The following is a 23,376-nucleotide window of genomic DNA, read 5'->3' on the forward strand; positions in this document are numbered from 1 at the left end:
CGTCTTGCCTGTCGCTGATTACAGTTCGGTGCCCCGCACCTGATTTTCCAGCCGCTTCATTGCCGCTTCGACATCCGTGTCATGCGGTCGGATCTCAAGTACCCGCGAATAGGCATCATAGGCAAGGGCAGGCTGTTCAAGTTCGTCGAATAGCGCGCCCAGACCACGCAGCGCGCCAAAGTGCTTTGGGTTCAACGCCAGCGTATGTTCCAGCGCATCCACCGTCAGCCCCAGCCTGTCGGACTGATAATACGCCATCGCCAGCCCGTGCCAGCCTTCGGCAAAATCCGGTGCATGATCGGTCAGCGCGGTGAAATGATCGATCGCCGTGGGGATGTCATTGATTTCAAGCGCGTCATTTCCCCGCTTGAGCAACAGATCCATCGCCGCTGATCCGCTCTTGGACCACTCCAGACGAATCTCCTTTTCCAGACGGGCCGCCCCCGCCTCGTCTGCCTGCGCAAGATCGCGGAGCAAGGCATCGCTGCGCTCTGTTCCTTGGGCAAACGCCACCAGCGGCAGGGAAAAACTGACGAGGACAACAAATGCCGTTACGGTAGATTTGTATTTCATCTGCACCATGCTCATAACTTTGGAATAGATTAGCGCGGGAAGTGTAAAATACCACCCGCCAGAATGCAGGAAATGAGGGAGAGCACAGATGAGTGATTACGTCAGCGAAGCGATCAAGGGCCTGAACGAAAAGATGTCCGGACAGGAATTCGACGGCACGGCAAAATTCGACATTACCGGCGAAGGCACCTTCATGCTCGATTCCACCGGCGCCCACCCCGGGGATGATGACGCAGACGTCACACTCAGTGCCGATGCCGACACCTTCCGCGCGATTTTCGATGGCGAACTGAACCCCACAAACGCCTTCATGTCCGGCAAGCTCGCCATTGACGGCGACATGGGCCAGGCGATGAAACTCGCCTCGGTCCTGGGTTAAAAGGCCGCCCGCATGGATCTGACCCCTGCCCCTTTCCGCAACGATCTGGCCGAAGGCCCGGCAGGGGCAGCCGCGTTCTGGGTTCACGCAGACGATGGTGTCCGCCTCCGGGTGGCCCACTATCCCTCCGTAGGCACGTCACGGGGAACCATACTGCTGTTCCCCGGACGCACGGAATATGTTGAAAAATATGGCCGCACCGCAGTCGATTTTTCGCGCGCGGGCTATGACATCCTGACCATCGACTGGCGCGGTCAGGGTCTGGCCGACCGGCTGCTGGGCGATGCGAATGTCGGCCATGTGACGTACTTCATCGACTACCAGCGCGACGTCGCCGCCATGATCACCGCCGCCGGGGCACTGAACCTGCCACGCCGAATGCACCTCATCGCACATTCCATGGGCGGCTGTATCGGGTTGCGTGCCGTGATGGACGGTCTGCCGGTTGCCTCCTGCGTCTTTACCGGGCCGATGTGGGGGATTCGCATCGCACCACCGATCCGCCCGGCCGCCTGGGCGCTTGGCTGGGGCTGCGGACGGATCGGGCTGGGGCACGTCTACGCCCCCGGCACCAAACCGACCAGCTATGTGACCAGCGAACCGTTCAAGGGCAATCTGCTGACCAGCGACGCCGAGATGTATGCCTATATGCGTGGCCAGCTGGCCGCGAACCCGCAGCTGGCACTAGGCGGTCCATCCATGCGCTGGCTGCATCAGGCGCTACAGGAATGTCGCGTGCTGAACCGCCGCCCCTCGCCCGATCTGCCCTGCCTCACTCTGGTCGGTACAAACGAACGGATCGTCGATGTGCCCCGCATCCACGACCGGATGGCCCGCTGGCCGCAAGGCACGCTTGAAATCGTCGAGGGCGGCGAACACGAGGTGCTGATGGAGGGCCCCGCAATACGCGCCCGCGTCATGCCAAAGATCCTCGCGCTGCTGGAAACTGCGCCGAACAAATCCCATAAGGCGCAATCGGCCTAGAACCTGTCGATTGACCGCTGACGGCTTGAACGTCCCGTCCGGCGGGCACAGCCACCTGACACCGCACGTTTCCAACGGATTTCACCCCAACGCGCCGCAATCCGCGCCCTCCGACTGGCAGAGCCAGCGACCGCACCTATATCCCTTCCCATGCGCGATCCGGTTCTTACCTTCACCGACCGGGGCATATTCTGCCCCGCAGGCGGTTTTCACATTGACCCCTGGCGCCCGGTCGACCGCGCGCTGATCACGCATGGCCACGCCGATCATGCCCGCCGCGGACACAACCACTACCTGTCCACCCGGCAGGCCGCTCCGGTCATCCGGCATCGGCTCGGCGACATCACCATCGACACCCTGCGTTACGGCGAAACCCGCCGCATTGGCGATGCTGATGTGTCTTTCCTCCCGGCCGGCCACATCCCCGGTTCCGCCCAGATCCGCGTCGCGGTCGGGGGCGAGGTCTGGGTGGTTTCCGGTGATTACAAGATCACCCCCGACGGCCTATCGGAACCGTTTGAACCGGTGCCCTGCCACAGCTTCATCACCGAATGCACCTTTGGCCTGCCGGTGTTCAAATGGCCCGATCAGGCCGACGTCGCGCGCGATCTGAACGCCTGGTGGGCCGCCAATGCAGCCGACGGCAAGACATCGATCCTCGGCGCTTATTCACTGGGCAAGGCGCAGCGCCTGATGACACTGCTGAACCCCGATATCGGCCCGCTCCTGACCCATGGCGCGGTCGAGGCGACCAATGCCGTGCTGCGCGCCCAAGGCTATCAGCTGCCGCATACCCAGCAGATTGAACCCGATCTCAGGATCAAGGATCGCCCCGGCGCTCTGGTCATCGCGCCACCCGCCGCCCTTGGCACGCCCTGGGCCCGCAAACTGGGACCAAGTTCCACAGCGTTGGCCTCGGGATGGATGGGCCTGCGTGGCGTGCGCCGACGCCGCGCCGCCGACCGTGGGTTCGTGCTTTCCGACCATGCCGACTGGGATGGATTGCTTAGCGCGATCACCGCAACAGGCGCGGAAAACATATATGCCACACATGGTTACACCGATATCTTCGCGCGTGCACTGAATGAAATGGGATGGGCCGCGCAGATCATTCCGACCGAATTCGGCGGCACCGAGGATGAAACCGGCACAGAGGCTGCGGCATGAAAGATTTTGCCGCGCTGTTCACAGCCATCGACCAGACCACAAAAACCAGCCTGAAAACAAAGGCTTTGGCGGATTACTTCACGCAGGCCCCGGACGCCGACAAGCTCTGGACCATCGCGCTTTTCTCGGGTCGTCGCCCCAAACGGGCCGTCACCACGACCCAGCTGCGGGAATGGGCGGCGGAAAAGGCCGGAATTCCGCTTTGGCTGCTTGAGGAATCCTACCCCATCGTCGGTGATCTGGCGGAAACCATTGCCTTGGTTCTGCCTGCTCCAGATCAGATGACGGACATGCCTTTGTCTCACTGGATCAATACCTTGCAGGACATTTACAAGGTTGATCCGGACACACGCAAAACCCACATTCTTGCCGCCTGGGACCAGCTCGACACCACCGAACGCTTTCTGTTCAACAAGCTGATAACCGGCGGCTTCCGTATCGGTGTCAGCCAGAAACTCATGACCCGCGCCCTTGCGCAGGCCACCGGTCAGGACGAACCAAACCTCGCGCATCGGCTCATGGGCGGCTGGACGCCCGACACAACCAGCTATCACGCATTGATCGAGGCCGAAGACAAGGCCGCGGACCTCAGTCGGCCCTATCCCTTTTACCTCTCCTACCAGATAGACGACGACCCGGAAAACCTTGGCAGTCCAAAGAATTGGCAGGCAGAGTGGAAGTGGGACGGCATCCGCGGCCAGCTGATCCTGCGCGGCGGCGAACACCATGTCTGGTCACGCGGAGAAGAGCTGATCACAGACCGCTTCCCCGAACTGGCCCGGGCGCTGGACCACCTGCCCGATGGCACCGTTCTGGACGGCGAAATCGTCACCTGGGACGGCGCAGCGCCGATGTCCTTCAACACGCTGCAAAAACGCATCGGTCGCAAGACGGTGCCGATAAAGCTGCTCAAGGACGCGCCGGTGATCCTGCTGGCCTATGACCTGCTCGAAGAAAACGGCAAAGACCTGCGCCAGCTTCCCCTTGCCACCCGCCGCGCCCGCCTTGACGCTCTGCTCACCGATCTCCCGCCCGACGCCCCTTTGCGCACCTCCCCCGCGATCCCCTTTCCGGACTGGCAAAGCCTTGCCCAGATCCGCGCCGATGCCCGCGAAAATAGGGCCGAAGGCCTGATGATCAAACGCCTCGACAGCCCCTACCTTGCCGGGCGCAAAAAGGGCGACTGGTGGAAATGGAAGCTTGATCCGCTGACCATCGACGCCGTGATGATCTATGCGCAGCAGGGTCACGGACGACGTGCCAACCTGTTTACCGACTTCACTTTTGCCGTCTGGCAGGGCAACGACCTTGTCCCGTTCACCAAGGCCTACAGCGGCCTCACCGACGCCGAATTCAACCAGATCACCGCCTGGGTGCGCAAGAACACGCTCCAGCGCTTCGGCCCCGTGCGTCAGGTCCGCCCCGAACATGTGTTTGAAATCGCGTTCGAGGGCATCCACGAAAGCCCCCGCCACAAATCCGGCGTCGCGCTGCGCTTTCCGCGCATGTCCCGCTGGCGGCACGACAAACCGGCGCAAGAGGCCAACACATTGGACGACCTCAAGGGCATTCTGAACGCCTTTCAATGATACCTTTCCCACCTGCATAACCCTCCTTCGGGTTGCGCAAGGCAGGTATCAGACCATATGTCTTGGACAGCACATAAAAGAGGTTCCCATGCGTTTTGCCCCCCAGCCCGTTTTCGATGCTCAAACCTCCGGCGGCAGCGCCGAATTCGGCGATCTGCCCGAATGGGACCTGACGGACCTCTATGCCAGCCCCGATGCCCCGGAACTGAAGCGCGATCTTGACTGGCTGGAACAGGCCTGCGCCAACTTTGCCGCCGACTATCAGGGCAAGCTGGGCGATCTTGACGCCGACGGCTTCCTGAACGCCGTCCACCGGCACGAAAAGATCGAAAATATCGCCGGGCGCATCATGTCCTTTGCCGGTCTGCGCTATTACCAGCTGACCACCGACAGCAGCCGCACCAAATTCCTGTCCGACACGCAGGAAAAGATCACCAACTACACCACGCCGCTGGTGTTCTTTACGCTCGAACTGAACCGGCTGGACGATTCCGTGCTGGACGGTTTCTTTGCCGCCAACAGCGACCTCGCCCGTTACAAACCGGCGTTTGATCGCATCCGCGCGATGAAGCCCTACCAACTGTCCGATGAGATGGAAAAGTTCCTGCACGATCTGGGCGTCGTCGGTGATGCCTGGGAACGGCTTTTCGATGAAACCATCGCCGGGCTGGAATTTGATATCGACGGCGATGCCCTCTCGATCGAGGCCACGCTGAATTTCCTCACCGATCCCGACCGCGCCAAACGTCAGGCCGCAGCCGAGGAGTTGGCCCGCGTCTTTGGCCGCAACATCCGCACCTTTGCCCGCGTGCACAACACGCAGTCCAAGGAAAAGGAAATCATGGACCGCTGGCGCGGCATGCCCACCGCGCAGACCGGTCGCCACCTCTCCAACGATGTCGAACCCGAAGTGGTCGAGGCGCTGCGCGACGCCGTTGTCGCCGCCTACCCCAAGCTGTCGCACCGCTATTACAACCTGAAACGCAAATGGCTTGGCCTTGACGTGATGCAGGTCTGGGACCGCAACGCCCCCCTGCCGATGGAAGACCCGAAAACCGTCAGCTGGCCCGATGCCCGCGCCATGGTGATGAACGCCTATGGCGATTTCGATCCCCGTATGGCTGAAATTGCCGAGCCGTTCTTTGACAAGGGCTGGATCGACGCCGGTGTGAAGCCGGGCAAGGCCCCCGGAGCCTTCGCCCACCCCACCGTGACCGACGTGCACCCCTATGTGATGCTCAACTACCTTGGCAAACCGCGCGACGTGATGACCCTCGCGCATGAACTTGGCCATGGCGTGCATCAGGTGCTGGCCGCCGGTCAGGGCGAAATGCTCTCCTCCACCCCGCTTACACTGGCCGAAACCGCGTCCGTCTTTGGTGAAATGCTGACCTTCCGCCGGATGCTCGACAACGCCAAGACGCAGGCAGAGCGCAAGATCCTGCTGGCCGGCAAGGTCGAGGATATGATCAACACGGTCGTGCGCCAGATCGCGTTCTACGATTTCGAATGCAAACTCCACGCCGCCCGTCGCAACGGCGAATTGACGCCCGAAGATATCAACCTCCTCTGGATGTCGGTGCAGGCGGAATCCCTTGGCGAAGCCTTTGAATACATGGAAGGATACGAGACGTTCTGGGCCTACATCCCCCACTTCGTCCACTCGCCCTTCTACGTCTACGCCTATGCCTTTGGTGACGGCCTCGTGAACGCGCTTTACGCCGTCTATCAGGAACAGCCCGAGGGCTTCCAAGAGAAATACTTCGACATGCTCAAGGCCGGGGGCTCCAAGCACCACAAGGCGCTTCTGGCCCCCTTCGGTCTCGATGCCACCGACCCCAAGTTCTGGGACAAGGGCCTGTCGATGATCTCGGGCTTCATTGATGAGCTGGAAGCGATGGAGGACTGAACCGCCACTGTGGAACCGGACATTCAAGCCCGGTTCCGCTTTGCACACAAGGTAACCGGTCACTGACACAGCAGCCCTGCAAACAGGCGGAGCCACTCAAACATGGCTCCGCCAGATCATGTTTTTACTTGCGGCCGCCCTTGCCCCCGCGGCTTTTGCCTGCTCCGCCAGAACCGGCAAAGCCTTCGAGCTTGCCACGTGCTTTTTGCACCATCGCACCCCGCATCTCGCCTTCGCCCGGCGTACCGACACTTTTTTGCTGGTTGGCTTCGTGGTTCTTGCTCAGAACCGTGTCGCCTTCGCCCGCCCAGGGATTGGCGTGATCGGCAAGAACGGGGGCTGCCAGAAAGGTCAGAATGGCGGTAAGCGCTAGATTACTTTTCAACGTCGTCGTCCTTTGATGGTTCCTGAGTGAAGCCCTGTAGATATATTCACATTTATGAATATCAAGTCCACGCAGAAAACATCACATCCACCCTCTGGCAAATCCCTCGTCTGGGCGAACAGCCGCCGAAGTCACTTGAGCTGGCTGTCCTTCGACCCGCGCCGATTGATCCCGCCACGCGCCTTGAAACTACTGTCCCGCTCCTGCTGGCACTCAATGCACAGCTTCACCCCCGGGATCGCCAGCCGTCGCGCCTCGGGGATCGGTTCTTCGCACTCCACGCAGACCAGGGCACTCTCGCCCACCGGCCCGCGCCGGGCCTTGAGACGCGCCAATTCGTCCGCAATCGACGCCTCGATCTGTTCGTTCACCGCGCCGTCGCGCGACCAGCCACCTGCCATGACACGTCCTCCTTTAGTGCAACATATAGTGTGCATCGGCGCTCTGCCTAGCCGCTCCGCCCAACGGCGACACCGCGCGATGACAACGCGGCACGACCGTTTCCGTTGCATCACCCGCAGCTAATTCATCAGAAATAAGCGCGACACGCTGCTCGAAACGCCCGTGTTTACCCTGTCGTCGGTGCCGGTTGCCCCGTCACGCAATTATAACAGCGCCCACCGATGAAACGGGGATGAATCGGGCCCTCAGACCTGCCCGGATCAGCGCCGCGCCTTGCGCCAGCCTGCCCGGACCGCTTCGGATTCCGAACAGAACCAGTGCTCACCCTTGGATTCGCTGATCCGGGCGTCATCATAATTTGCCTGACCGGGCATGTGATAGATCCGGCTGCCATCACGCGACAGATTGCCCTTGATCACACAGCCCGCCTCCACAGGCTGCTGCGGCTTGGGGCGGGACGCCCTTCGATAGGCCGCAGGCAATTGCACACCTGTCCCATGCAGTCCGACCCCGGCCACCGCAGCACTCTTTTCGGCAAGGTCATAGTCCCAGCCATAGTCGCGATAGGCAAAAACCAACCCCTCCGCGACCAGTGCCGCCCCCATATCCAGCCCGTCCACGGCGCAGCGCGCCACAACCCTGCCATAGCGGTCCAGATCCGTCTGTTCACACAGCGCCCAGGCCCCCTGATACCGTCTGCGCACCTCATCGCTGACCCATGCGCCACAGGCCCAGGCCGGCGCGCCCTGCCCGCCGCACATCTGATCAACCTCTGGTGCATCCACCGCATGCAGCCGCACCCGCACACCGCCAACATCAAAGGTATCGCCATCGACGACGTGGACAAACCCCTCTGGCCCCGCCAGTACAGGCAGCGCCAAAGCACACAGAACAAATATCGAACAAATTCTTAACATCAGATGAATATCGGGACATCACGCCCCGATATCAATCCGATTCCGCAGCTACTCTTAACGCTGCGCGGTTTCCCACCGCGGGCTGATCCAGGGCGCGTCATTCGCACCGGGAAGCTGCCGCTCCAGCACGTGATCGGCGATCTTTTCGCCCACCATGATCGAAGGCCCGTTCAGGTTGCCGTTGGTGATGCGCGGAAAGATCGATGAATCCGCCACACGCAGGCCCTCGACCCCGATCACCCGGCCCTGCGGATCAACCACCGCATCGGGATCATCCGCCGCCCCCATCCGGCAGGTGCCGCAGGGATGATAGGCGCTCTCGGCATGCTCCATGATAAAGGCATCCAGTTCGGCATCGCTCTGCACATCCCTGCCCGGCTGGATTTCTTCCCCGGCATAGGGCGCAAAGGCCTCCTGACCAAAGATCTCGCGCGTCAGCCGTATGCAGTTGCGGAACTCTTTCCAGTCGTCGGGATGGCTCATGTAGTTGAAGCGGATCACTGGATCATCCGCCGGATCGGCGGACCGCAGCGTCACAGCCCCACGCGATTTCGACCGCATCGGGCCGACATGCGCCTGAAAGCCATGCCCTTGTGCGGCGACCTTGCCGTCATAACGCACGGCCAGCGGCAGGAAATGATACTGGATATCGGGATAGGGCACACCGGCGGCGGATCGGATAAAGGCGGCGGATTCGAACTGGTTCGATGCCCCCGGCCCATCCTTGCGCAGCAGCCAGCGGGCACCGACATAGGCCTTGCCCAGCAGGTTCCAGTATTTGAACAGCGTCACGGGCTGCGTCGCCGCCATCTGGATATACAGCTCCAGATGGTCCTGCAGGTTCTGCCCCACGCCGGGCCGGTCGGCCACGACCTCGATCCCATGCCCGGCCAGATGCGCCGCCGGGCCGATCCCCGACAGCATCAGCAGCTTGGGCGAATTGAGCGATGACGCCGCCAACATCACCTCGCGGCGCGCCGTGATGACCTCATCCTTGCCGCCCCGCACAACAGACACACCCACCGCGCGCCCGTCCTGCATGACGACCTTTTGCGCCAGCGCCCGCACGATACGGGCACCCAGCTTCTGCGCGGGGCGCAGATAGGCCTTGGCCGCAGACCAGCGTTCACCCTTGTGGATCGTCGCCTCCATCGGGCCGAAACCTTCCTGTTTCTCGCCGTTGTAATCTTCGGTCGCCTCGTATCCCGCCTGCACCCCGGCCTGCACAAAGGCCTGCATCAGCGGATTGTCCCGCTTGCCACGCGACACATGCAGCGGCCCGTCAGTACCGCGCCAACCCGACGTGCCACCGTGCCAATGCTCCATCCGCCGGAAATAGGGAAGCACATCGCTATAGCCCCAGCCTGCGGCCCCGGACTCGCGCCAGTGATCGTAATCCATCGCATGGCCGCGCACGTAAACCATGCCGTTGATGCTGGATGACCCACCCAGAACCTTGCCCCGCGGACAGGCAAGGGCGCGCCCCCCCAGATGCGGCTCAGGCTCGGACTCATAGCCCCAGTCATACCTCTTCATGTTCATCGGATAGCTCAGCGCGCCGGGCATGTTGATGAACGGCCCGGCGTCCGATCCGCCGTGTTCGATGACGATCACGGATTTCCCGGCCTCTGCCAGCCGATAGGCCATGGCACAGCCCGCCGACCCGGCCCCGACAATCACATAATCCGCTTCCATGGTCGCGCTCCCGGGTGTCTCAGGCATTCAGATATCCGATGAAAAGGGAAATGAAGGCACCCACATGAACGACCATGATCGCCTTGTCCTTCCACATGACGCCCACGGCGAACCACAGGAAGATCCCGATGAAAAACGCAAAGACGTTCCACGGCACCACATTCATCCCGGTCAGACCATAACCGACAAGCTGCACCGCCGTGGCGATCCATTTGACGATATCCACCGGCTTCATCGGGGTCTTGATCGTTGGCGCAATCAACAGCGGATCAACCTTTTTCAAAACGGTGCCTCCACCTTGCCCATGCGCACATAGACGGTCTTTACTTGCGAATAATGCTCGATCGCGGCCTTTGAATTCTCGCGTCCCACGCCTGAATTCTTGACCCCGCCAAACGGTGCCTCGACCGGCGCATCGTTGTAGGAATTGATGAAACAGGTGCCCGCCTCAAGCTGCGCAATCACCCGGTGGGCGCGCTTCAGGTCATTGGTGAACACCCCCGCCGCCAGCCCGAATTCGGTGTCATTGGCCCGGGCGATCACCTCGTCCTCATCCTCGAACTCCAGCACAGCCAGCACCGGGCCGAAGATCTCTTCGCGCGCGATGGCCATGTCATCCGTCACATTGTCAAAGATGGCTGGCGTCAACCAGAACCCCGGCAGGTTCAAGCGCTCTCCGCCGCAGACCAGCGTCGCACCTTCCGCAATCCCCTTGGCAATATACCCCTGCACGATCTCCAACTGCCGCGCCGATACCAGCGGGCCAAAGCTCGTCTCCGGGTCCATCGGATCACCGATCACCGCATTGCCCAGACGTTCGGCCAGCCGCGCGACAAACGCCTCGCGGATGCCCTTTTGCACAAAGACCCGCGTGCCGTTGGAACAGACCTGCCCCGAGGAATAGAAATTCCCCATGATCGCGCCACCCACGGCATCCTCAAGGTCCGCATCGTCAAAGATCACCAGCGGCGACTTGCCGCCCAGCTCCATCGTCACATGCTTGATGCCTGCCGCCGCCGCCGCATAGACCTTCTTGCCGGTCGGCACCGATCCGGTCAGCGACACCTTGTTCACACGCGGGTCCGTCACCAGCGACGTCCCCACGGCGCCCATGCCCTGCACCACGTTGTAGATGCCCGCAGGTGCCCCCGCCTCGACCAGAATTTCGGCCACTTTCAGCGCGCACAGCGGCGTCATCTCGGATGGCTTGAAAATCATCGCATTGCCGCAAGCCAGCGCAGGCGCCCCCTTCCAGCAGGCGATCTGCGTCGGATAATTCCACGCGCCGATCCCCACACACAGGCCCAGCGGTTCGCGCCGGGTATAAACCCAATCCTCGCCCAGCTGGATATGCTCGCCGGTCAGCGACCCCGCCAGCCCGCCGAAATACTCCAACGCATCCGCCGCCGAGGTCGCATCCGCCACCGATGTTTCCTGATACGGCTTGCCGGTGTCGTAGGTCTCCAGCACCGACAGATCGTGATTGCGCTCGCGGATGATATCGGCGGCACGGCGCAGCACACGGCCCCGCTCTGTCCCGCTCATCTTTGACCAGATCTTTTGCGCGCGCAGCGCCGATGTGATGGCCTGTTCGATCACCGCAGGCGTCGCCGCATGCACACGCGCGATCACCTCGCCGGTGGCGGGATAGATCACCTCGATCACCTCGCCGGTTGTGTCCTCGACATAGGCGCCGTCGATGAAATGGCTGGCGGTGGGTTGGGTTGGATAGGTCATGTCGCCTCCGGCGAGAGTTTGTATGTCAAAAACAGGTATAGACGATCCGGGCGGTTTATTCGCCCCTCGGGAACCGCTTGGTCCCCTCAAGATCATTCAGGTCCATGTGGTTGCGCATGAAGCGTTCGCTGGCCTTTTGCAGCGGCTGGTAATCCCAGGGGTAATATCCCCCCTCGCGCAGCGCCTCATAGACCACCCAGCGGCGCGCCTGACTTTCGCGCACCTCGGAATCAAACGCCTCAAGATCCCAGCGCGCGGCGGCCATGATGCGGAACCGTTCCAGCACCTCGGCATGGCCGATGTCTTCGGCCAGATTGCGCAACTCATGCGGATCAGCCTCCAGATCAAACAGCTGCTCGGGGTCCAGCGCACAGTTGGTGTATTTCCACCGCCCCTGCCGCAGCGCGACCATCGGCGAATAGGATGCCTCGGCGGCATATTCCATCGCCACCGGGCTTTGCCGCGTGACACCCTGCCCCAGTGGCATCAGGCTCTCACCGCTGGTCCAGGGCATGACCTCGTCCATGCTGACCCCCGCCAGCGCACAAAGCGTCGGACAGACGTCAATATTGCTCACCGGCTCTGTCACCAGACCGGGCGCCATCTGCGGCGCGGCGATCATCATCGGCACCCGGGCGGACCCTTCCAGGAACGACATCTTGTACCACAGCCCGCGCTCGCCCAGCATATCGCCATGGTCGCTGACAAAGACCACCGTGGCCTCTTGCCGGGTGCGTTCCAGCACATCCAGCACCTCACCGATCTTGTCATCGAGGTACGAGATATTGGCGAAATACGCCCGCCGCGCCCGGCGGATGTGATCCTCGGTGATGTCATAGGACCGCCAGTCATTGGCATCGAATATCCGCTTCGCATGGGGGTCGTGATCGGCGTAATCCATCGCCGGGACCTCGGGCAACAGATGCTCGCAATCCTCGTACAGGTCCCAATACTTGCGCCGCGCCACATAGGGGTCATGCGGATGGGTAAAGCTGACCGTCAGACACCAGGGCCGCGCATCCGCGCCGCGCGCCAGGTCATAGAGCTTCTGTTGCGCCAGAAACGCGACTTCGTCGTCATATTCCATCTGGTTGCTGGTCTCGGCGATCCCCGCACCGGTGACCGACCCCATGTTGTGATACCACCAGTCGATCCGCTCACCGGGTTTGCGATAATCCGGCGTCCAGCCGAAATCGGCGGGATAGATGTCGGTGGTCAACCGCTGTTCGAACCCATGCAGCTGATCCGGCCCGACAAAATGCATCTTGCCCGACAGGCAGGTCTGATACCCCGCCCGGCGCAGATGATGCGCATAGGTCGGGATGCTGGATGCGAATTCCGCCGCATTGTCATAGACCCGCGTGCCGCTGGGCAACTGCCCCGACATGAACGCCGCCCGCCCCGGCGCGCACAGTGGCGATGCGGTATAGGCGTTGCGGAACCGCGTGGACCGCGCCGCCAGCGCCTTGAGGTTCGGGGCATGCAGCCAATCCGCCGGACCATCGGGGAACAGCGTCCCGTTCAGCTGATCCACCATCACGATCAATATGTTCTGAGTCATGTTTGCCCCCTGATCAGCGCGTCAGCACAGGCCATGACCTGCTCTGCCGCGCCCTGTTCAAATCCCGCACCGCCAAGTGCTGCGCGCAGATACATTCCGTCAATCAGCGCGCCCAGCACCTCTGCCGCAGGCTCGGGACGCGCCATGTGCACCCGCAACGCATGTGTCAGGTTCGACCGCAGCCGCCCCTGATAGATCCGCAACAGCCGTCCCGCCTCAGGGTCACGCTGCGCCAGCACGTAAAAATTCAGCCAGGCCGAAATCACATCCGCCTCGAAACAGCTTTCCGCGAAATTCGCAGCGATGATGGCGCGCAGCCGGTCTTGGGGTGTCTTTGCCGCCGCCAGCGCCGCACGCACCTCGGCGGAGTACTCCGACAGGATATGCCGCATCGCCGCCGACAGGATCTGCGCCTTGCCGCCGAAATAGTGATGCGCCAGCGCGCTGGATACGCCCGCACGGCGCGCAATCTGGCCCACGGTCACCTGCAGCGACCCGGCCGCCCCGATCTCACCGATCGTGGCCTGCACCAGCGCCGCACGGCGCTGCGGCTCCATTCCGATCTTCGGCATGACGATTCCCCTTGATCGGGGTCAACATGCCTTTGATTGACTGGTCAGTCAATAAAAACACCGCCCGCAGGGACACGGACCCGCCCAACGGGCGACGGGGGCAGCGCCCCCGCCCCAGATCACAACCCTCGATATACTTTGATCAGAAGTCCGCTCAGACCTTTGTGGCCGGCGACGGCGGCGTGATCCGGCGCTTCAACCGCGCCTCGCGCCAGGTGATGAAACTGACCGAGGCCAGAATCACACAGCCCCCGGCAATCACCCACGGGTCAATCGGCTCGGCAAAGAACGCGAGCCCCAGCAGCACCGACCACACCAGCTGAAGGAATGTCACCGGCTGCGTCACCGTCACCGGTGCGGCGGCAAAGGCCAGCGTCATGGTGTAATGCCCCGCCGTCGCACAGCAGGCCACGCCGAACAGGATGCCCAGATCGCCCAGACTCGGATGCACCCACTGCACATAGGCAAATGGCGCCAGCGCGATGGTCACCAGGACCGACAGCATCGCCACGATCACCGCCGCCGACAACTCATCCGACAGGATCTTGGCCGTGAGGTACGACCCGGAATAAAACACCGCCGTCCCCAGCATGGCAAAATGCCCCGGGTCCAGCTCGCGAAACCCCGGCCGCAGGATCAGCATCGCGCCCCCCAGCGCCGCACAGATCGCCAGGATCCGCCGGAACGCCAGCCGCTCTCGCAGCACGACAACCGCAAGGATCGTTACACCCACCGGGGTAAGGTACCCCATCGCCGTCACCTCGGCCAAAGGCAGCCGCGACATGGCAAAGAACCACAAAAGCACCCCCAGCGCATGCAGCGCGCCGCGCAGGGTGAACAGCTGCCACTGCCGCGGGGTCAGACGCACCGCTGCCAATTGTCGCCAGACCGGGATCAGGAACACCAGCCCCATCAGGTATCGCAGGAACGCGCTTTCCGCCGCCGGGACCCGCCCGTGCAACGTCTTGACCAGCGCCGTCACCCCGACAAAGCACAGCCCCGTCGCCACCATCCACAGAATACCGACAAGCGGCCCTTTGCCCGATGCGCGGGGGGCGTCCATCCCGGATGTTGAGGTCATATCGCAGCCATGCCTTTGAAATCGCAATCCCTGCAGACCTGCCCCCATGGCCGACCAGCTGCAAGCGAAATCAACCGCCGTCAGCCCACCAGAAGCGACACCGCGATCACCCACATCAGCACACCGATCAGCGCATCCAGCACACGCCAGGCACCGGGCCGCGCCAGCACCGGCGACAGCAGCCGCGCGCCATAGCCAAGGGTAAAGAAGAACACAAAGGACGCCGTCATCGCCCCCAGCGCAAAGGCCAGCCGGTCGTCATATTGCGCCGCCACAGCCCCCAGCAGCACCACGGTATCCAGATACACATGCGGGTTCAGCCATGTCAGCGCAAGGCAGGTCACCAGCGCCGAACGCAGCGACTGCGCCCCGCCAGCGGCACGCAGCACTTCGCCCCCGCGCCAGGCCGCGATCAGCGACCACGCCCCGTACCACAGCAGGAACGCCGCCCCGAACAGCCGCATTCCCCATTCCAGCCCCGGCACCGCCGTCGTCAGCGCCCCAAACCCCGCCACCCCGGCGGCAATCAGCACCGCATCCGAAACCGCACAGGTCAGGCAGACGGCAAACACATGCGCCCGCACCAGCCCCTGCCGCAGCACAAAGGCATTCTGCGCCCCAATCGCAAGGATCAGGCTGAACCCCAACCCGAAACCCGCAATGCCCGATTCAAATTCCACGCGATTCCCCCCGGCGACGCGGCATGTGCCGCAGCCTGCGCCACCCCTGCCCGGATCAGCCGACCGCGTCAAACCCGTCGAGCGGGTCCAGCGGATATTTTTCGGCATCGCGCACCCTGTCGTCATAGACAAGTCCGCGCAACGCGCAGATCTCCCGCGCCTCGGCCCGCCGCCGCTCCGGGTCATCCCCCTTGCGCGCCAGAACAAGCAAGCAGCCGATGAGGCAAAGAGTGGATTGCACAAAGAATCCATGTTGCGGGATGTCGCCGAATTCTTTCACGGCAAAAACATAGGCCTCGCGCAATGGCGCCTCCGCAGCCTCGGCCCGGCCGGTTTCCACCGCCGTTGCTCCCACATTCATTGCAAGTAGTGCCAGTTCCCGCGTATCTACATCCGGCAAGGCCCGGATGATGTCCAGTGCTTGTCCATAGGCGCGCCATGCATCTTCGTTGCGCTCTTGCAGATTTCGCAGATAACCACGCTGGTTCCAGACAAGTGCCATTCTGGCACTCTGCGCACCGAACAACTCTGTGTACAGAGCGTCGGCTTCATCAAGCGCTGCCTCGGCCACCGCTTCTGCCTCGAACCTAGCCGCCCCTTCGCGCGCCTCCATCACCCTCAGCGCAATATTGGCTTGCTGAAAATATCGCTCCGCAAGCTTCGACCGCCCCGTACCCGAACGATGCGCCTCGTCCAATGCCACCGCCCGCGTGATCAGCTCCTGCGCCTCATTGAATTCTCCCACTTCGGCAAGCTGGTGCGCCAGATTGCCCAACCCGTTCGGAATCACGCGATGCTCTTCGCCCAACCGGGATTCTACCAACTGCAAGGACGCGCGGTAGAGCGCAATCGATCCGGTATGATCCTCTTGGCGGGAAAGAAAGATTGCCGTCTGGTTCAGGACATAACCCATGTCCGCCCAGCCCGGCTGTCCCCAGGGCCCATTCCAGTTGTCCCCGGCGGCCAGCCAAAGCGCCTGCACATGCGGAGTCAGCGCACGACAGTGCGGCCAGTTTTTGACTACGCTCGGAGGCTTCGGATAAATCGTCGCCAGCACCGCCGCCGCGCCTTTGGCACAGGCAAATCCGCGGCCCTGCACCTCTTGCTCGGCCCGCAGAACGGCCTGGGCCAGGCGGTGCATCTCGAACAGCCCCTTGCCAGTCAGAACCGACCAGCGCCGCGCCGCGACAAAGGCGGCGTTCAGCGCCGTCGCATCCTCGATCACCGCCAACAGATTGCCGGGCACATTATCCCGATACTCTGCCCATTTGGGACTCTCTACCGCCTGCGTGAACATCTGCGGATCAATCCCGACCGGGGCCAGCCAGGCACAGCAATCCACCAGCGCCTGCGCGCCGTCGGACAGGCGGCCATAGCTGAGCAGTACCGCACCCGCGACGGAATCGTCGTAATCCTGCCCCTCTGGCACCCGGGTCAGCACCTGCGCCACCTCGTCCCGCAATGTGGTCAGGGTTATCCCATCCTCACGCACCAGCGTCCCCGCCATGACCAGCGCCAGCGGCAGACCGCCCAACTGTTCGGCCACGTCCCGCGCCACGTCCCGCTCCGCAGGCGGGGCACGCTGCATCCGCGCCTCCTGCAACAGCAGGTCCACCGCCCCGCCGCTGGCATCGGCAAATCCCAGCACCCCAAGGTCGATCTTGCCAAACCCGTCCCACCCTGGCGCCAGCCGCGTGGTGATAATCACGTCGATGTTATCCCCATGGGCCACCAGCGCCTTGACCTCGGTGAAATCGTCGATGTTGTCATAGACCAGCAGCCAGCGCGCGCCGCTGTTGTGGATACGCGCGATGACCGCCTTGCCATGCGCCATGGTCACAGGTTCCGGCACCGGCATGTCAAAGGCCGCATGCCCCAGCACCGCCAGATCCGTCAACAGCGTCATCTGTTCGCGCGCATCCAGCCAGGCACCGCCATCGTAACCGGGGCCGAACACCTCGGCATATTCCCGTGCCAGCGTCGTCTTGCCCCGCCCGCCTTCGGCCTTCAGCACTGCGCCCTTGCTGGCAACAATCTCGACGCCCTGCCGCGACGCCAGAATGCTGCGCAGCTTTTCCATCTCGTCCTTACGCCCGACCAAAGCACGCTCTCGCGCCGGGGGCGTTATCTTGGGAAAGGCGTGTTGCGGTTTGGGGTCAGGTTTGGACGGGTCTTCCACTGTATAGAATGGCACCGGTTCGGGCTTTCGTGGCCGCAGGACCCCCAGCAGTTTCGAAAACCCACCAAAGAACTTTTCGATTCCTGTGATCCCAAGCGCGATGATGGCCACCACCAGCGACCACTGACCGGCGTCCCAATTCTGCCAATTGCTGAAAAGCGTCGAAATGAAATCCGTCACGCACCCTCACAAACCAAACTGTCCCTTAATGGAAATTAACAAAGCACATCATCCCCGGGATGCATAGCCCGGCGGCCACCCGTAGGGCGGGGTTCATCCCGCCACCCCAGACGGCAAAAAGGCCGATCCAGCGACCGGCCTTTGTTTTCTGTGACATCCACGCGCCGCCATACGCCAGCCATACGGAAACCATACGCTTGCCATACGGTTTCCATACGCGGTTTTAGCGTCGATCAAAGCTGTGCCATGACCTCGTCGCTGGCTTCAAAGTTGGTGGTGACGCGCTGCACGTCGTCGTCATCTTCCAGCGCCTCAACCAGCTTCATCAGGGTCTGCATGCCGTCCAGATCCAATTCGGTCGTGGTGCCGGGGCGCCAGACGAGCTTGGTCGAATCGGACTCGCCCAATGCCGTCTCAAGCGCGGTGGCGACCTCGTTCAGATCCGTATCCGCACACCAGATGATGTGGCCCTCTTCCGAGGATTCCACATCCTCGGCCCCGGCTTCGATCGCGGCCATCATCACCGTGTCAGCATCCCCGACCTTGGCGGGATAGGTGATTTCGCCTTTTTTCTCGAACATGAAGGCAACGGAATTGGTCTCGCCCAGGTTGCCGCCGTTCTTGGAAAAGGTGGATCGCACGTTGGATGCGGTGCGGTTGCGGTTGTCGGTCATCGCCTCGACAATCACCGCAACACCGTTGGGTCCATAGCCCTCATACCGGATTTCGTCATAGTTTTCCGCATCGCCACCAATGGCTTTTTTGATAGCGCGATCAATGACATCCTTGGGGACAGAGACCGATTTCGCCTCTTTCACCGCAAGCCGCAGACGCGGGTTTTTCTCGGGATCTGGCTCGCCCATCTTGGCCGCCACGGTAATCTCTTTCGAGAGTTTCGAGAACAGCTTCGCCCGGACGGCGTCCTGACGCCCCTTGCGGTGCTGGATGTTGGCCCATTTGGAATGCCCCGCCATGGTCGTGCCCCTTTGACAATGCCTGAATTTCGCCCGGCCTTATAGTGCAGAGCGTGGGCGACTAGCAAGCCCGTCCGCACTGGTCCTGTGCCCGGAATTCCGCTAAACGCGCTGGAATGCGCCCGTTCCTGATCCTCCAACTGCGCCCCGAGGCCGATGCCTCCGACGCCGAATTCGCCGCCTTCCTGGACAAGGGAAACCTGCGCGCAGAACAGACCCACCGCATCCGGCTGGAATCCGAATCCCTGCCCGCAGATATCAACCTGCACAGTTATTCCGGCGTGATTGTCGGCGGTGGGCCGGGCTGCGTCAGTGACGCACCGAACCTCAAGGACCCGACCGAAGCGCACGCCGAGGCGCAGATCCTGTCGCTGATGCCGCAGATTACTGCGCAGGACATTCCCTTCCTGGGCTGTTGTTATGGCATAGGAATCCTTGCCCATCATCTGGGCGCAGAGGTCAGCAAGGCGCGCTATGGCGAAAAAGTCGGCGCTGTCACCTGCCACATGACGCCCGACGGCCATATCGACCCCCTGCTGAACGGCCTGCCTGACAGCTTCGACGCCTTTGTCGGTCACAAGGAGGCCGTTCAGGACCTGCCCCCAGGCTGCGTCCACCTGCTGCAGTCAGACCCCTGCCCGTTCCAGATGATCCGTTATGGATCAAATGTTTACGCGACCCAGTTCCACCCCGAAGCAGACGCCGATGTCTTTGCCGAACGCGTCCTGATCTACCGCAATCGTGGTTATTTCCAGCCAGAAACAGCCGAGGAGGTGATCGAAATGTGCCACACCAGCGACGTGACCATTCCAGAACGCATCCTGCAGAACTTTGTCGCCCGCTACGGCTGAACCAGTTCCAGCGGCCACAGCATCGGTATGGCGATCGAAGCGAGCACACCGATCACGATGTTCATCGGAATACCGACACGCAGGAAATCGCTGAACCGGTATCCGCCGGGGCCATAGACCATGGTGTTGGTCTGATAGCCGATTGGCGTCGCAAAGCTGCAAGAGGCTGCCACCATGACCGCAACAACCAGCGGCCGCGGGTCAATCCCCAGCGCGGCCCCCAGACTGATCGCAATGGGCGTCACCACCACGGCCACGGCATTGTTGCTGACCATCTCGGTCAGGGTAGAGGTCAGCATGAACACCGCCGCCACGATCAGAATATGCGGCAACTCAGCAAGATAGGGCGCAATCCCGCGTACGATCAGTTCGACCGCCCCCGAGGATTCAAGCGCTGCACCGATCGCCAACATGGCAAAGATCAGGGCGAGCAACTGGCCCTCGACGAACGAGAACGCCTCATCCGCGTCGATGCAGCGGGTCAGCAGCACGATGGCGACGGCGACGACCGCCAGCAGCAGAATGGGTGCGACGTTGAAGGTCGACAGCGTCACGATCCCGATCAGGGCACCGATGGCGATGGGCGCATGGCCCCTGCGGTAGGCCCGTGCCGAGGGCTGCGAAACATCGACCAGAGCCATTTCCTCGGCCAGCCGCTTGATGTCCCCCGGTGCCCCTTCCAGCAGCAGCGTATCGCCCACGCGCACCACCAGATCGTCAAGCTGTCGGCCGATGTTCTGATTGCGCCGATGCACAGCCAGCGGATAGACCCCGAACCGACGCCGCAGCCGCAGCGCGCCAAGGCTGCGCCCCACCATCTTGCATCCCGGTGTGATCAGAACCTCAACAGTCGTGGTTTCCACGGCTGAAACCTGATTGACGCGCTTGAGCTGGGGGTTGCTCTGCAAGCTCAGCAGTTCGGTCATCTGGGTCCGCAGGACCACGCGGTCACCAACCTGCAGCGCCACGGCACTCAGATTGCGCCGAAGAGAATCGTCGCCCCGCACCACGTCAATCAGACGCACGCCTTCGCGCTTGAACAGTTGCACCCCCAGAACGTCGCGTCCCACCAGATTGCTGTCCGGGGGAATGACGGCCTCGGTGAAAAACTTCATCCGGCTGCGATCCGTCAACATGCCCGCCATGCTTGTCCGGTCGGGCAGCAGGAAACGGCCCACCAACGCCAGATACCCCATGCCACCCGCGACGAGGATCAGCGCCAGTGGCGTCACCTCGAATATCGTGAAAGGCGCCAGACCATGCGTACGCGCCACCCCGTCGACAAGCAGGTTTGTCGATGTACCAATCAGGGTCGTGGTGCCCCCCAGGATTGCCGCATAGCTTAGCGGAATCAATAACTTGGATGGCGCCACGCCCAAAACCCGGGCGAGCTGAACAAATATGGGAAGCATCACAACCACAACCGGCGTGTTGTTCAGAAAGGCCGATGCGATCAGCACAAAGGCAAAGATCCCCATCATCGCCGATCTGGGGCGTTTCTGGACCTGCGACTGTGCTATGGTGGTAAAGGCATCCAGCGCCCCGGTTCGCACCAGCGCGCCCATGACGATGAACATCGCCATGATTGTCCAAGGCGCCGGATTGGACAGCACGCTCAGCGCATCGTCGTAGGACAGAACGCCCAGAGCCAACAGCAGCGCACTGCCACCGATCGCCACCACCTCGGTCGGATAGGCCTCGCGCACGAACAGCGCGAACATACCCGCCACGACGGCAATCGTGACAATGGCCTGAGTGTTCTGGCTCAGCTCGATGAATTGCATTTTGGCTGTCTTCCCTGTCCCCGGACGCGCACATTCTGACTTAGCGGCGCGGCATTCACAAGCGGTGCACGCGGGCGCGGCTGGACCAAAGCAAGCCCCCCAAGCATGACCGCCAGAGCCGCCCAAAAAAACGCCGAATAGGCCTCGCCCAGAAACAGCATCGCCCATATGACACCGAAAAGTGTGACGAAATAGCTTACCTGCACAGCAAAGACCGATCCCGCCGCGCCGACCAGCCAGACGTAGCCCGAATAGGCCCCGACATGCAGCAGGGACGATGCGACAAGCGCGTAATCCGGCGCGCCCCACGTCCCGCGCGGGTCAATGAACTGCCCTGAAATCAGCGCCAATGGCAGTGTCAGGCACATCCCCACCAGAGATGCCCCCCAAATCACCCGGAACGGTCCAAGGTCCATGGTGCCCCATCGGGCGACAAAGTTGCTCTCAAACGCATAGAAAGCCGAAGATATCAGCGCCACCGGGATCCAGACGGACTGTGCCGGATCAGGCAGGCTGCTTTCGGGCAACACCAGCAGCGCGACACCAGACAACCCAAGGCCAAGCCCGATCAGCCGCCGGTAACGGAACTGGTCATTTCCCAATGCAATCGCCATCGGAAAGGCCAGCAGCGGGATGGAACTGAGCAGGATCGACAACACGCCTGCCGGCAGATGCACCGCCGCCGAATAACTTGCGATCCCCGGCAGGACACTGCCGACCAGCGCAAGGATCAGGTAAAGCCGCAGATACGCCGGACCAAGCGGCAGACGCTGCCCCCGCAGAAAACAGATCCCGCCCAGCACGACCGTGCCGATCAGGGTCTGCCAGAACAGCAGCCCGAAATGCCGGTATCCTTCGCTGACCGCGATCTTGCCCAGCGGCTGGGTGCCGCCCCAGGCTGCGCCGATGACCACCAGACCCAGCAGCGGCAGCACAAGACGTGTCATGGACCGGCCTGCTCCAACCGCCCGCCCTGTCGCACCATGCAGATTTTGGTCGCCTTGCCGGTGCGGTCATCGGTTTCGACATAGACGCCGCTCAGCGTCGCCTCGCCAAGGGCAGGCTGGAACCGGGTCTTGCCCATCCCGGTGACAAACCGGCGCATCGGTTCGGCCTTGTCCATGCCGATGACCGAATTGTAATCCCCGCACATGCCCGCATCGGACAGAAACGCCGTGCCACCGGGCATGATCTGCGCATCTGCGGTTGGCACATGGGTGTGGGTGCCGACAACAAGGCTGGCCCGCCCATCGCAGAAATGCCCCATGCCCATCTTTTCGCTGGTCGCTTCGCAGTGCACATCCACAAGGATCATCTGCGCCTGTCCACCCAACGGGTGCGCGCGCAGAACCGCATCGACAGCCGAAAACGGATCATCGAAGGCGCGCTTCATGAACACCTGACCCAGCACCTGCAACACCAGAATCTTGCGCCCACGCGCATCCGAAAACAGCCGGTGCCCCCGCCCCGGCGCCTGCTTGGCAAAGTTGAGCGGCCGGATGATACGCGACTCGGACTCGATAAAGCTCATCATGTCCTTCTGATCAAAGGCATGATCGCCCAGCGTCACGCAATCGGCACCGGCATCAAGGATCACCTTGGCATGTTCGCCCGTAAGCCCGGCCCCGGACGAAGCGTTTTCGCCATTGACCACTACGAAATCAAGCTTCCACTCGGCGCGCAGCCGGGGAAGGTTGTCACGGATGGCGGCGCGCCCGGCGCGGCCCATCACATCACCCAAAAAAAGCGTTCTCATGCGGGGATGGGTATTCTCTGC

The 23,376-nt window shown here is 62.3% G+C and carries 23 protein-coding genes; 6 read left to right on the plus strand and 17 right to left on the minus strand.

All coding sequences use genetic code 11. From position 1 onward, the window contains the following. Nucleotides 1-18: 18 nt before the first annotated feature. Nucleotides 19-573 carry a tetratricopeptide repeat protein gene (locus CHB75_RS11985; RefSeq protein ID WP_089270948.1) on the minus strand — a complete coding sequence of 185 codons (555 nt, stop codon included), beginning with the start codon at nucleotides 571-573 and terminating at the stop codon, nucleotides 19-21. Nucleotides 574-661: 88 nt separating this feature from the next. Between CHB75_RS11985 and CHB75_RS11990 the strand changes: the two genes are divergently transcribed. From CHB75_RS11990 to CHB75_RS12010, 5 genes are all read left to right on the plus strand, one after another. Further along, complete coding sequence (locus tag CHB75_RS11990) at nucleotides 662-952, plus strand: SCP2 sterol-binding domain-containing protein (RefSeq protein ID WP_089270784.1); 291 nt, start codon at nucleotides 662-664, stop codon at nucleotides 950-952. Between the two features lie 12 nt (nucleotides 953-964). Continuing rightward, nucleotides 965-1,936, plus strand: coding sequence for an alpha/beta fold hydrolase (locus tag CHB75_RS11995; RefSeq protein WP_089270785.1), 972 nt, complete (start codon nucleotides 965-967; stop codon nucleotides 1,934-1,936). Nucleotides 1,937-2,086: 150 nt separating this feature from the next. Continuing rightward, on the plus strand, nucleotides 2,087-3,103 hold the full coding sequence (locus CHB75_RS12000) for a ligase-associated DNA damage response exonuclease (protein ID WP_089270786.1): 1,017 nt from the start codon (nucleotides 2,087-2,089) through the stop codon (nucleotides 3,101-3,103). Beyond that, nucleotides 3,100-4,692, plus strand: a complete 1,593-nt coding sequence (locus CHB75_RS12005) for an ATP-dependent DNA ligase (protein WP_089270787.1) — start codon at nucleotides 3,100-3,102, stop codon at nucleotides 4,690-4,692. Before CHB75_RS12000 ends, CHB75_RS12005 begins: the two co-directional genes overlap by 4 nt. A gap of 88 nt (nucleotides 4,693-4,780) precedes the next feature. Further along, entirely contained in the window at nucleotides 4,781-6,601 is a 1,821-nt protein-coding gene (locus CHB75_RS12010; protein ID WP_089270788.1) for a M3 family oligoendopeptidase, read from the plus strand. 124 nt (nucleotides 6,602-6,725) lie between these two features. Here CHB75_RS12010 and CHB75_RS12015 read toward each other — a convergent pair whose 3' ends face one another. The 13 genes from CHB75_RS12015 to CHB75_RS12070 form a co-directional block, all read right to left on the minus strand. Continuing rightward, nucleotides 6,726-6,986: a hypothetical protein gene (locus CHB75_RS12015; RefSeq protein WP_089270789.1), complete on the minus strand. Its 261-nt coding sequence runs from the start codon at nucleotides 6,984-6,986 to the stop codon at nucleotides 6,726-6,728. A gap of 131 nt (nucleotides 6,987-7,117) precedes the next feature. After that, complete coding sequence (locus CHB75_RS12020) at nucleotides 7,118-7,387, minus strand: DksA/TraR family C4-type zinc finger protein (protein ID WP_089270790.1); 270 nt, start codon at nucleotides 7,385-7,387, stop codon at nucleotides 7,118-7,120. Nucleotides 7,388-7,648: 261 nt separating this feature from the next. Further along, complete coding sequence (locus CHB75_RS12025; RefSeq protein WP_089270791.1) at nucleotides 7,649-8,305, minus strand: thermonuclease family protein; 657 nt, start codon at nucleotides 8,303-8,305, stop codon at nucleotides 7,649-7,651. 54 nt (nucleotides 8,306-8,359) lie between these two features. Further along, nucleotides 8,360-10,000: a choline dehydrogenase gene (betA, locus tag CHB75_RS12030; RefSeq protein WP_089270950.1), complete on the minus strand. Its 1,641-nt coding sequence runs from the start codon at nucleotides 9,998-10,000 to the stop codon at nucleotides 8,360-8,362. 19 nt (nucleotides 10,001-10,019) lie between these two features. Beyond that, entirely contained in the window at nucleotides 10,020-10,283 is a 264-nt protein-coding gene (locus CHB75_RS12035; RefSeq protein ID WP_245840924.1) for a DUF6552 family protein, read from the minus strand. Next, the gene (betB, locus tag CHB75_RS12040; RefSeq protein ID WP_089270792.1) at nucleotides 10,280-11,737 is read right to left on the minus strand and encodes a betaine-aldehyde dehydrogenase; all 1,458 of its coding nucleotides are present in this window, start codon (nucleotides 11,735-11,737) and stop codon (nucleotides 10,280-10,282) included. The genes CHB75_RS12035 and betB overlap by 4 nt, the downstream gene beginning before the upstream one ends. 55 nt (nucleotides 11,738-11,792) lie before the next feature. After that, nucleotides 11,793-13,298: a choline-sulfatase gene (betC, locus tag CHB75_RS12045; RefSeq protein ID WP_089270793.1), complete on the minus strand. Its 1,506-nt coding sequence runs from the start codon at nucleotides 13,296-13,298 to the stop codon at nucleotides 11,793-11,795. Beyond that, nucleotides 13,295-13,870, minus strand: coding sequence for a choline-binding transcriptional repressor BetI (betI, locus tag CHB75_RS12050; protein WP_089270794.1), 576 nt, complete (start codon nucleotides 13,868-13,870; stop codon nucleotides 13,295-13,297). The genes betC and betI overlap by 4 nt, the downstream gene beginning before the upstream one ends. A gap of 154 nt (nucleotides 13,871-14,024) precedes the next feature. Next, on the minus strand, nucleotides 14,025-14,951 hold the full coding sequence (locus CHB75_RS12055) for a DMT family transporter (protein WP_245840925.1): 927 nt from the start codon (nucleotides 14,949-14,951) through the stop codon (nucleotides 14,025-14,027). An 80-nt stretch (nucleotides 14,952-15,031) separates the two neighbouring features. Continuing rightward, complete coding sequence (locus CHB75_RS12060) at nucleotides 15,032-15,631, minus strand: LysE/ArgO family amino acid transporter (protein WP_245840926.1); 600 nt, start codon at nucleotides 15,629-15,631, stop codon at nucleotides 15,032-15,034. Between the two features lie 55 nt (nucleotides 15,632-15,686). Further along, nucleotides 15,687-17,990, minus strand: coding sequence for a tetratricopeptide repeat protein (locus CHB75_RS12065; protein ID WP_089270796.1), 2,304 nt, complete (start codon nucleotides 17,988-17,990; stop codon nucleotides 15,687-15,689). A 25-nt stretch (nucleotides 17,991-18,015) separates the two neighbouring features. After that, nucleotides 18,016-18,147, minus strand: a complete 132-nt coding sequence (locus tag CHB75_RS22355) for a hypothetical protein (protein WP_281253210.1) — start codon at nucleotides 18,145-18,147, stop codon at nucleotides 18,016-18,018. Nucleotides 18,148-18,223: 76 nt separating this feature from the next. Next, entirely contained in the window at nucleotides 18,224-18,964 is a 741-nt protein-coding gene (locus CHB75_RS12070; RefSeq protein ID WP_089270797.1) for a YebC/PmpR family DNA-binding transcriptional regulator, read from the minus strand. Between the two features lie 116 nt (nucleotides 18,965-19,080). On the opposite strand from CHB75_RS12070, the gene CHB75_RS12075 reads away from it, so the two are divergent. Next, entirely contained in the window at nucleotides 19,081-19,815 is a 735-nt protein-coding gene (locus CHB75_RS12075; protein ID WP_089270798.1) for a glutamine amidotransferase, read from the plus strand. Here the strand turns inward: CHB75_RS12075 and CHB75_RS12080 are convergent. Genes CHB75_RS12080 through CHB75_RS12090 form a run of 3 tightly spaced genes read right to left on the minus strand, consistent with a single transcriptional unit; the run spans nucleotide 19,806 to nucleotide 23,355 of the window. Then, nucleotides 19,806-21,599 (minus strand): SLC13 family permease, encoded by a 1,794-nt coding sequence (locus CHB75_RS12080; protein WP_089270799.1) that lies wholly within the window; start codon nucleotides 21,597-21,599, stop codon nucleotides 19,806-19,808. The genes CHB75_RS12075 and CHB75_RS12080 overlap by 10 nt on opposite strands. After that, nucleotides 21,581-22,546 carry a DMT family transporter gene (locus CHB75_RS12085; RefSeq protein WP_089270800.1) on the minus strand — a complete coding sequence of 322 codons (966 nt, stop codon included), beginning with the start codon at nucleotides 22,544-22,546 and terminating at the stop codon, nucleotides 21,581-21,583. Before CHB75_RS12085 ends, CHB75_RS12080 begins: the two co-directional genes overlap by 19 nt. Then, on the minus strand, nucleotides 22,543-23,355 hold the full coding sequence (locus CHB75_RS12090) for a TIGR00282 family metallophosphoesterase (protein WP_089270801.1): 813 nt from the start codon (nucleotides 23,353-23,355) through the stop codon (nucleotides 22,543-22,545). Before CHB75_RS12090 ends, CHB75_RS12085 begins: the two co-directional genes overlap by 4 nt. Between the last annotated feature and the right edge of the window lie 21 nt (nucleotides 23,356-23,376).

Origin of the sequence: Puniceibacterium sediminis (assembly GCF_900188035.1) — a bacterium.
GTDB classification, from domain to species: domain Bacteria; phylum Pseudomonadota; class Alphaproteobacteria; order Rhodobacterales; family Rhodobacteraceae; genus Puniceibacterium; species Puniceibacterium sediminis.

Excerpts from the sequence above, each read along its gene's own strand:
- CHB75_RS11985 (WP_089270948.1), bottom strand. The coding sequence starts at position 573 with ATGAAATACAAATCTACCGTAACGGCATTTGTTGTCCTCGTCAGTTTT.
- CHB75_RS11990 (WP_089270784.1), top strand. The coding sequence starts at position 662 with ATGAGTGATTACGTCAGCGAAGCGATCAAGGGCCTGAACGAAAAGATG.
- CHB75_RS11995 (WP_089270785.1), top strand. The coding sequence starts at position 965 with ATGGATCTGACCCCTGCCCCTTTCCGCAACGATCTGGCCGAAGGCCCG.
- CHB75_RS12000 (WP_089270786.1), top strand. The coding sequence starts at position 2,087 with ATGCGCGATCCGGTTCTTACCTTCACCGACCGGGGCATATTCTGCCCC.
- CHB75_RS12005 (WP_089270787.1), top strand. The coding sequence starts at position 3,100 with ATGAAAGATTTTGCCGCGCTGTTCACAGCCATCGACCAGACCACAAAA.
- CHB75_RS12010 (WP_089270788.1), top strand. The coding sequence starts at position 4,781 with ATGCGTTTTGCCCCCCAGCCCGTTTTCGATGCTCAAACCTCCGGCGGC.
- CHB75_RS12020 (WP_089270790.1), bottom strand. The coding sequence starts at position 7,387 with ATGGCAGGTGGCTGGTCGCGCGACGGCGCGGTGAACGAACAGATCGAG.
- CHB75_RS12025 (WP_089270791.1), bottom strand. The coding sequence starts at position 8,305 with ATGTTAAGAATTTGTTCGATATTTGTTCTGTGTGCTTTGGCGCTGCCT.
- betA (WP_089270950.1), bottom strand. The coding sequence starts at position 10,000 with ATGGAAGCGGATTATGTGATTGTCGGGGCCGGGTCGGCGGGCTGTGCC.
- betB (WP_089270792.1), bottom strand. The coding sequence starts at position 11,737 with ATGACCTATCCAACCCAACCCACCGCCAGCCATTTCATCGACGGCGCC.
- betC (WP_089270793.1), bottom strand. The coding sequence starts at position 13,298 with ATGACTCAGAACATATTGATCGTGATGGTGGATCAGCTGAACGGGACG.
- betI (WP_089270794.1), bottom strand. The coding sequence starts at position 13,870 with ATGCCGAAGATCGGAATGGAGCCGCAGCGCCGTGCGGCGCTGGTGCAG.
- CHB75_RS12055 (WP_245840925.1), bottom strand. The coding sequence starts at position 14,951 with ATGACCTCAACATCCGGGATGGACGCCCCCCGCGCATCGGGCAAAGGG.
- CHB75_RS22355 (WP_281253210.1), bottom strand. The coding sequence starts at position 18,147 with ATGTCACAGAAAACAAAGGCCGGTCGCTGGATCGGCCTTTTTGCCGTC.
- CHB75_RS12070 (WP_089270797.1), bottom strand. The coding sequence starts at position 18,964 with ATGGCGGGGCATTCCAAATGGGCCAACATCCAGCACCGCAAGGGGCGT.
- CHB75_RS12075 (WP_089270798.1), top strand. The coding sequence starts at position 19,081 with ATGCGCCCGTTCCTGATCCTCCAACTGCGCCCCGAGGCCGATGCCTCC.
- CHB75_RS12080 (WP_089270799.1), bottom strand. The coding sequence starts at position 21,599 with ATGCAATTCATCGAGCTGAGCCAGAACACTCAGGCCATTGTCACGATT.
- CHB75_RS12085 (WP_089270800.1), bottom strand. The coding sequence starts at position 22,546 with ATGACACGTCTTGTGCTGCCGCTGCTGGGTCTGGTGGTCATCGGCGCA.
- CHB75_RS12090 (WP_089270801.1), bottom strand. The coding sequence starts at position 23,355 with ATGAGAACGCTTTTTTTGGGTGATGTGATGGGCCGCGCCGGGCGCGCC.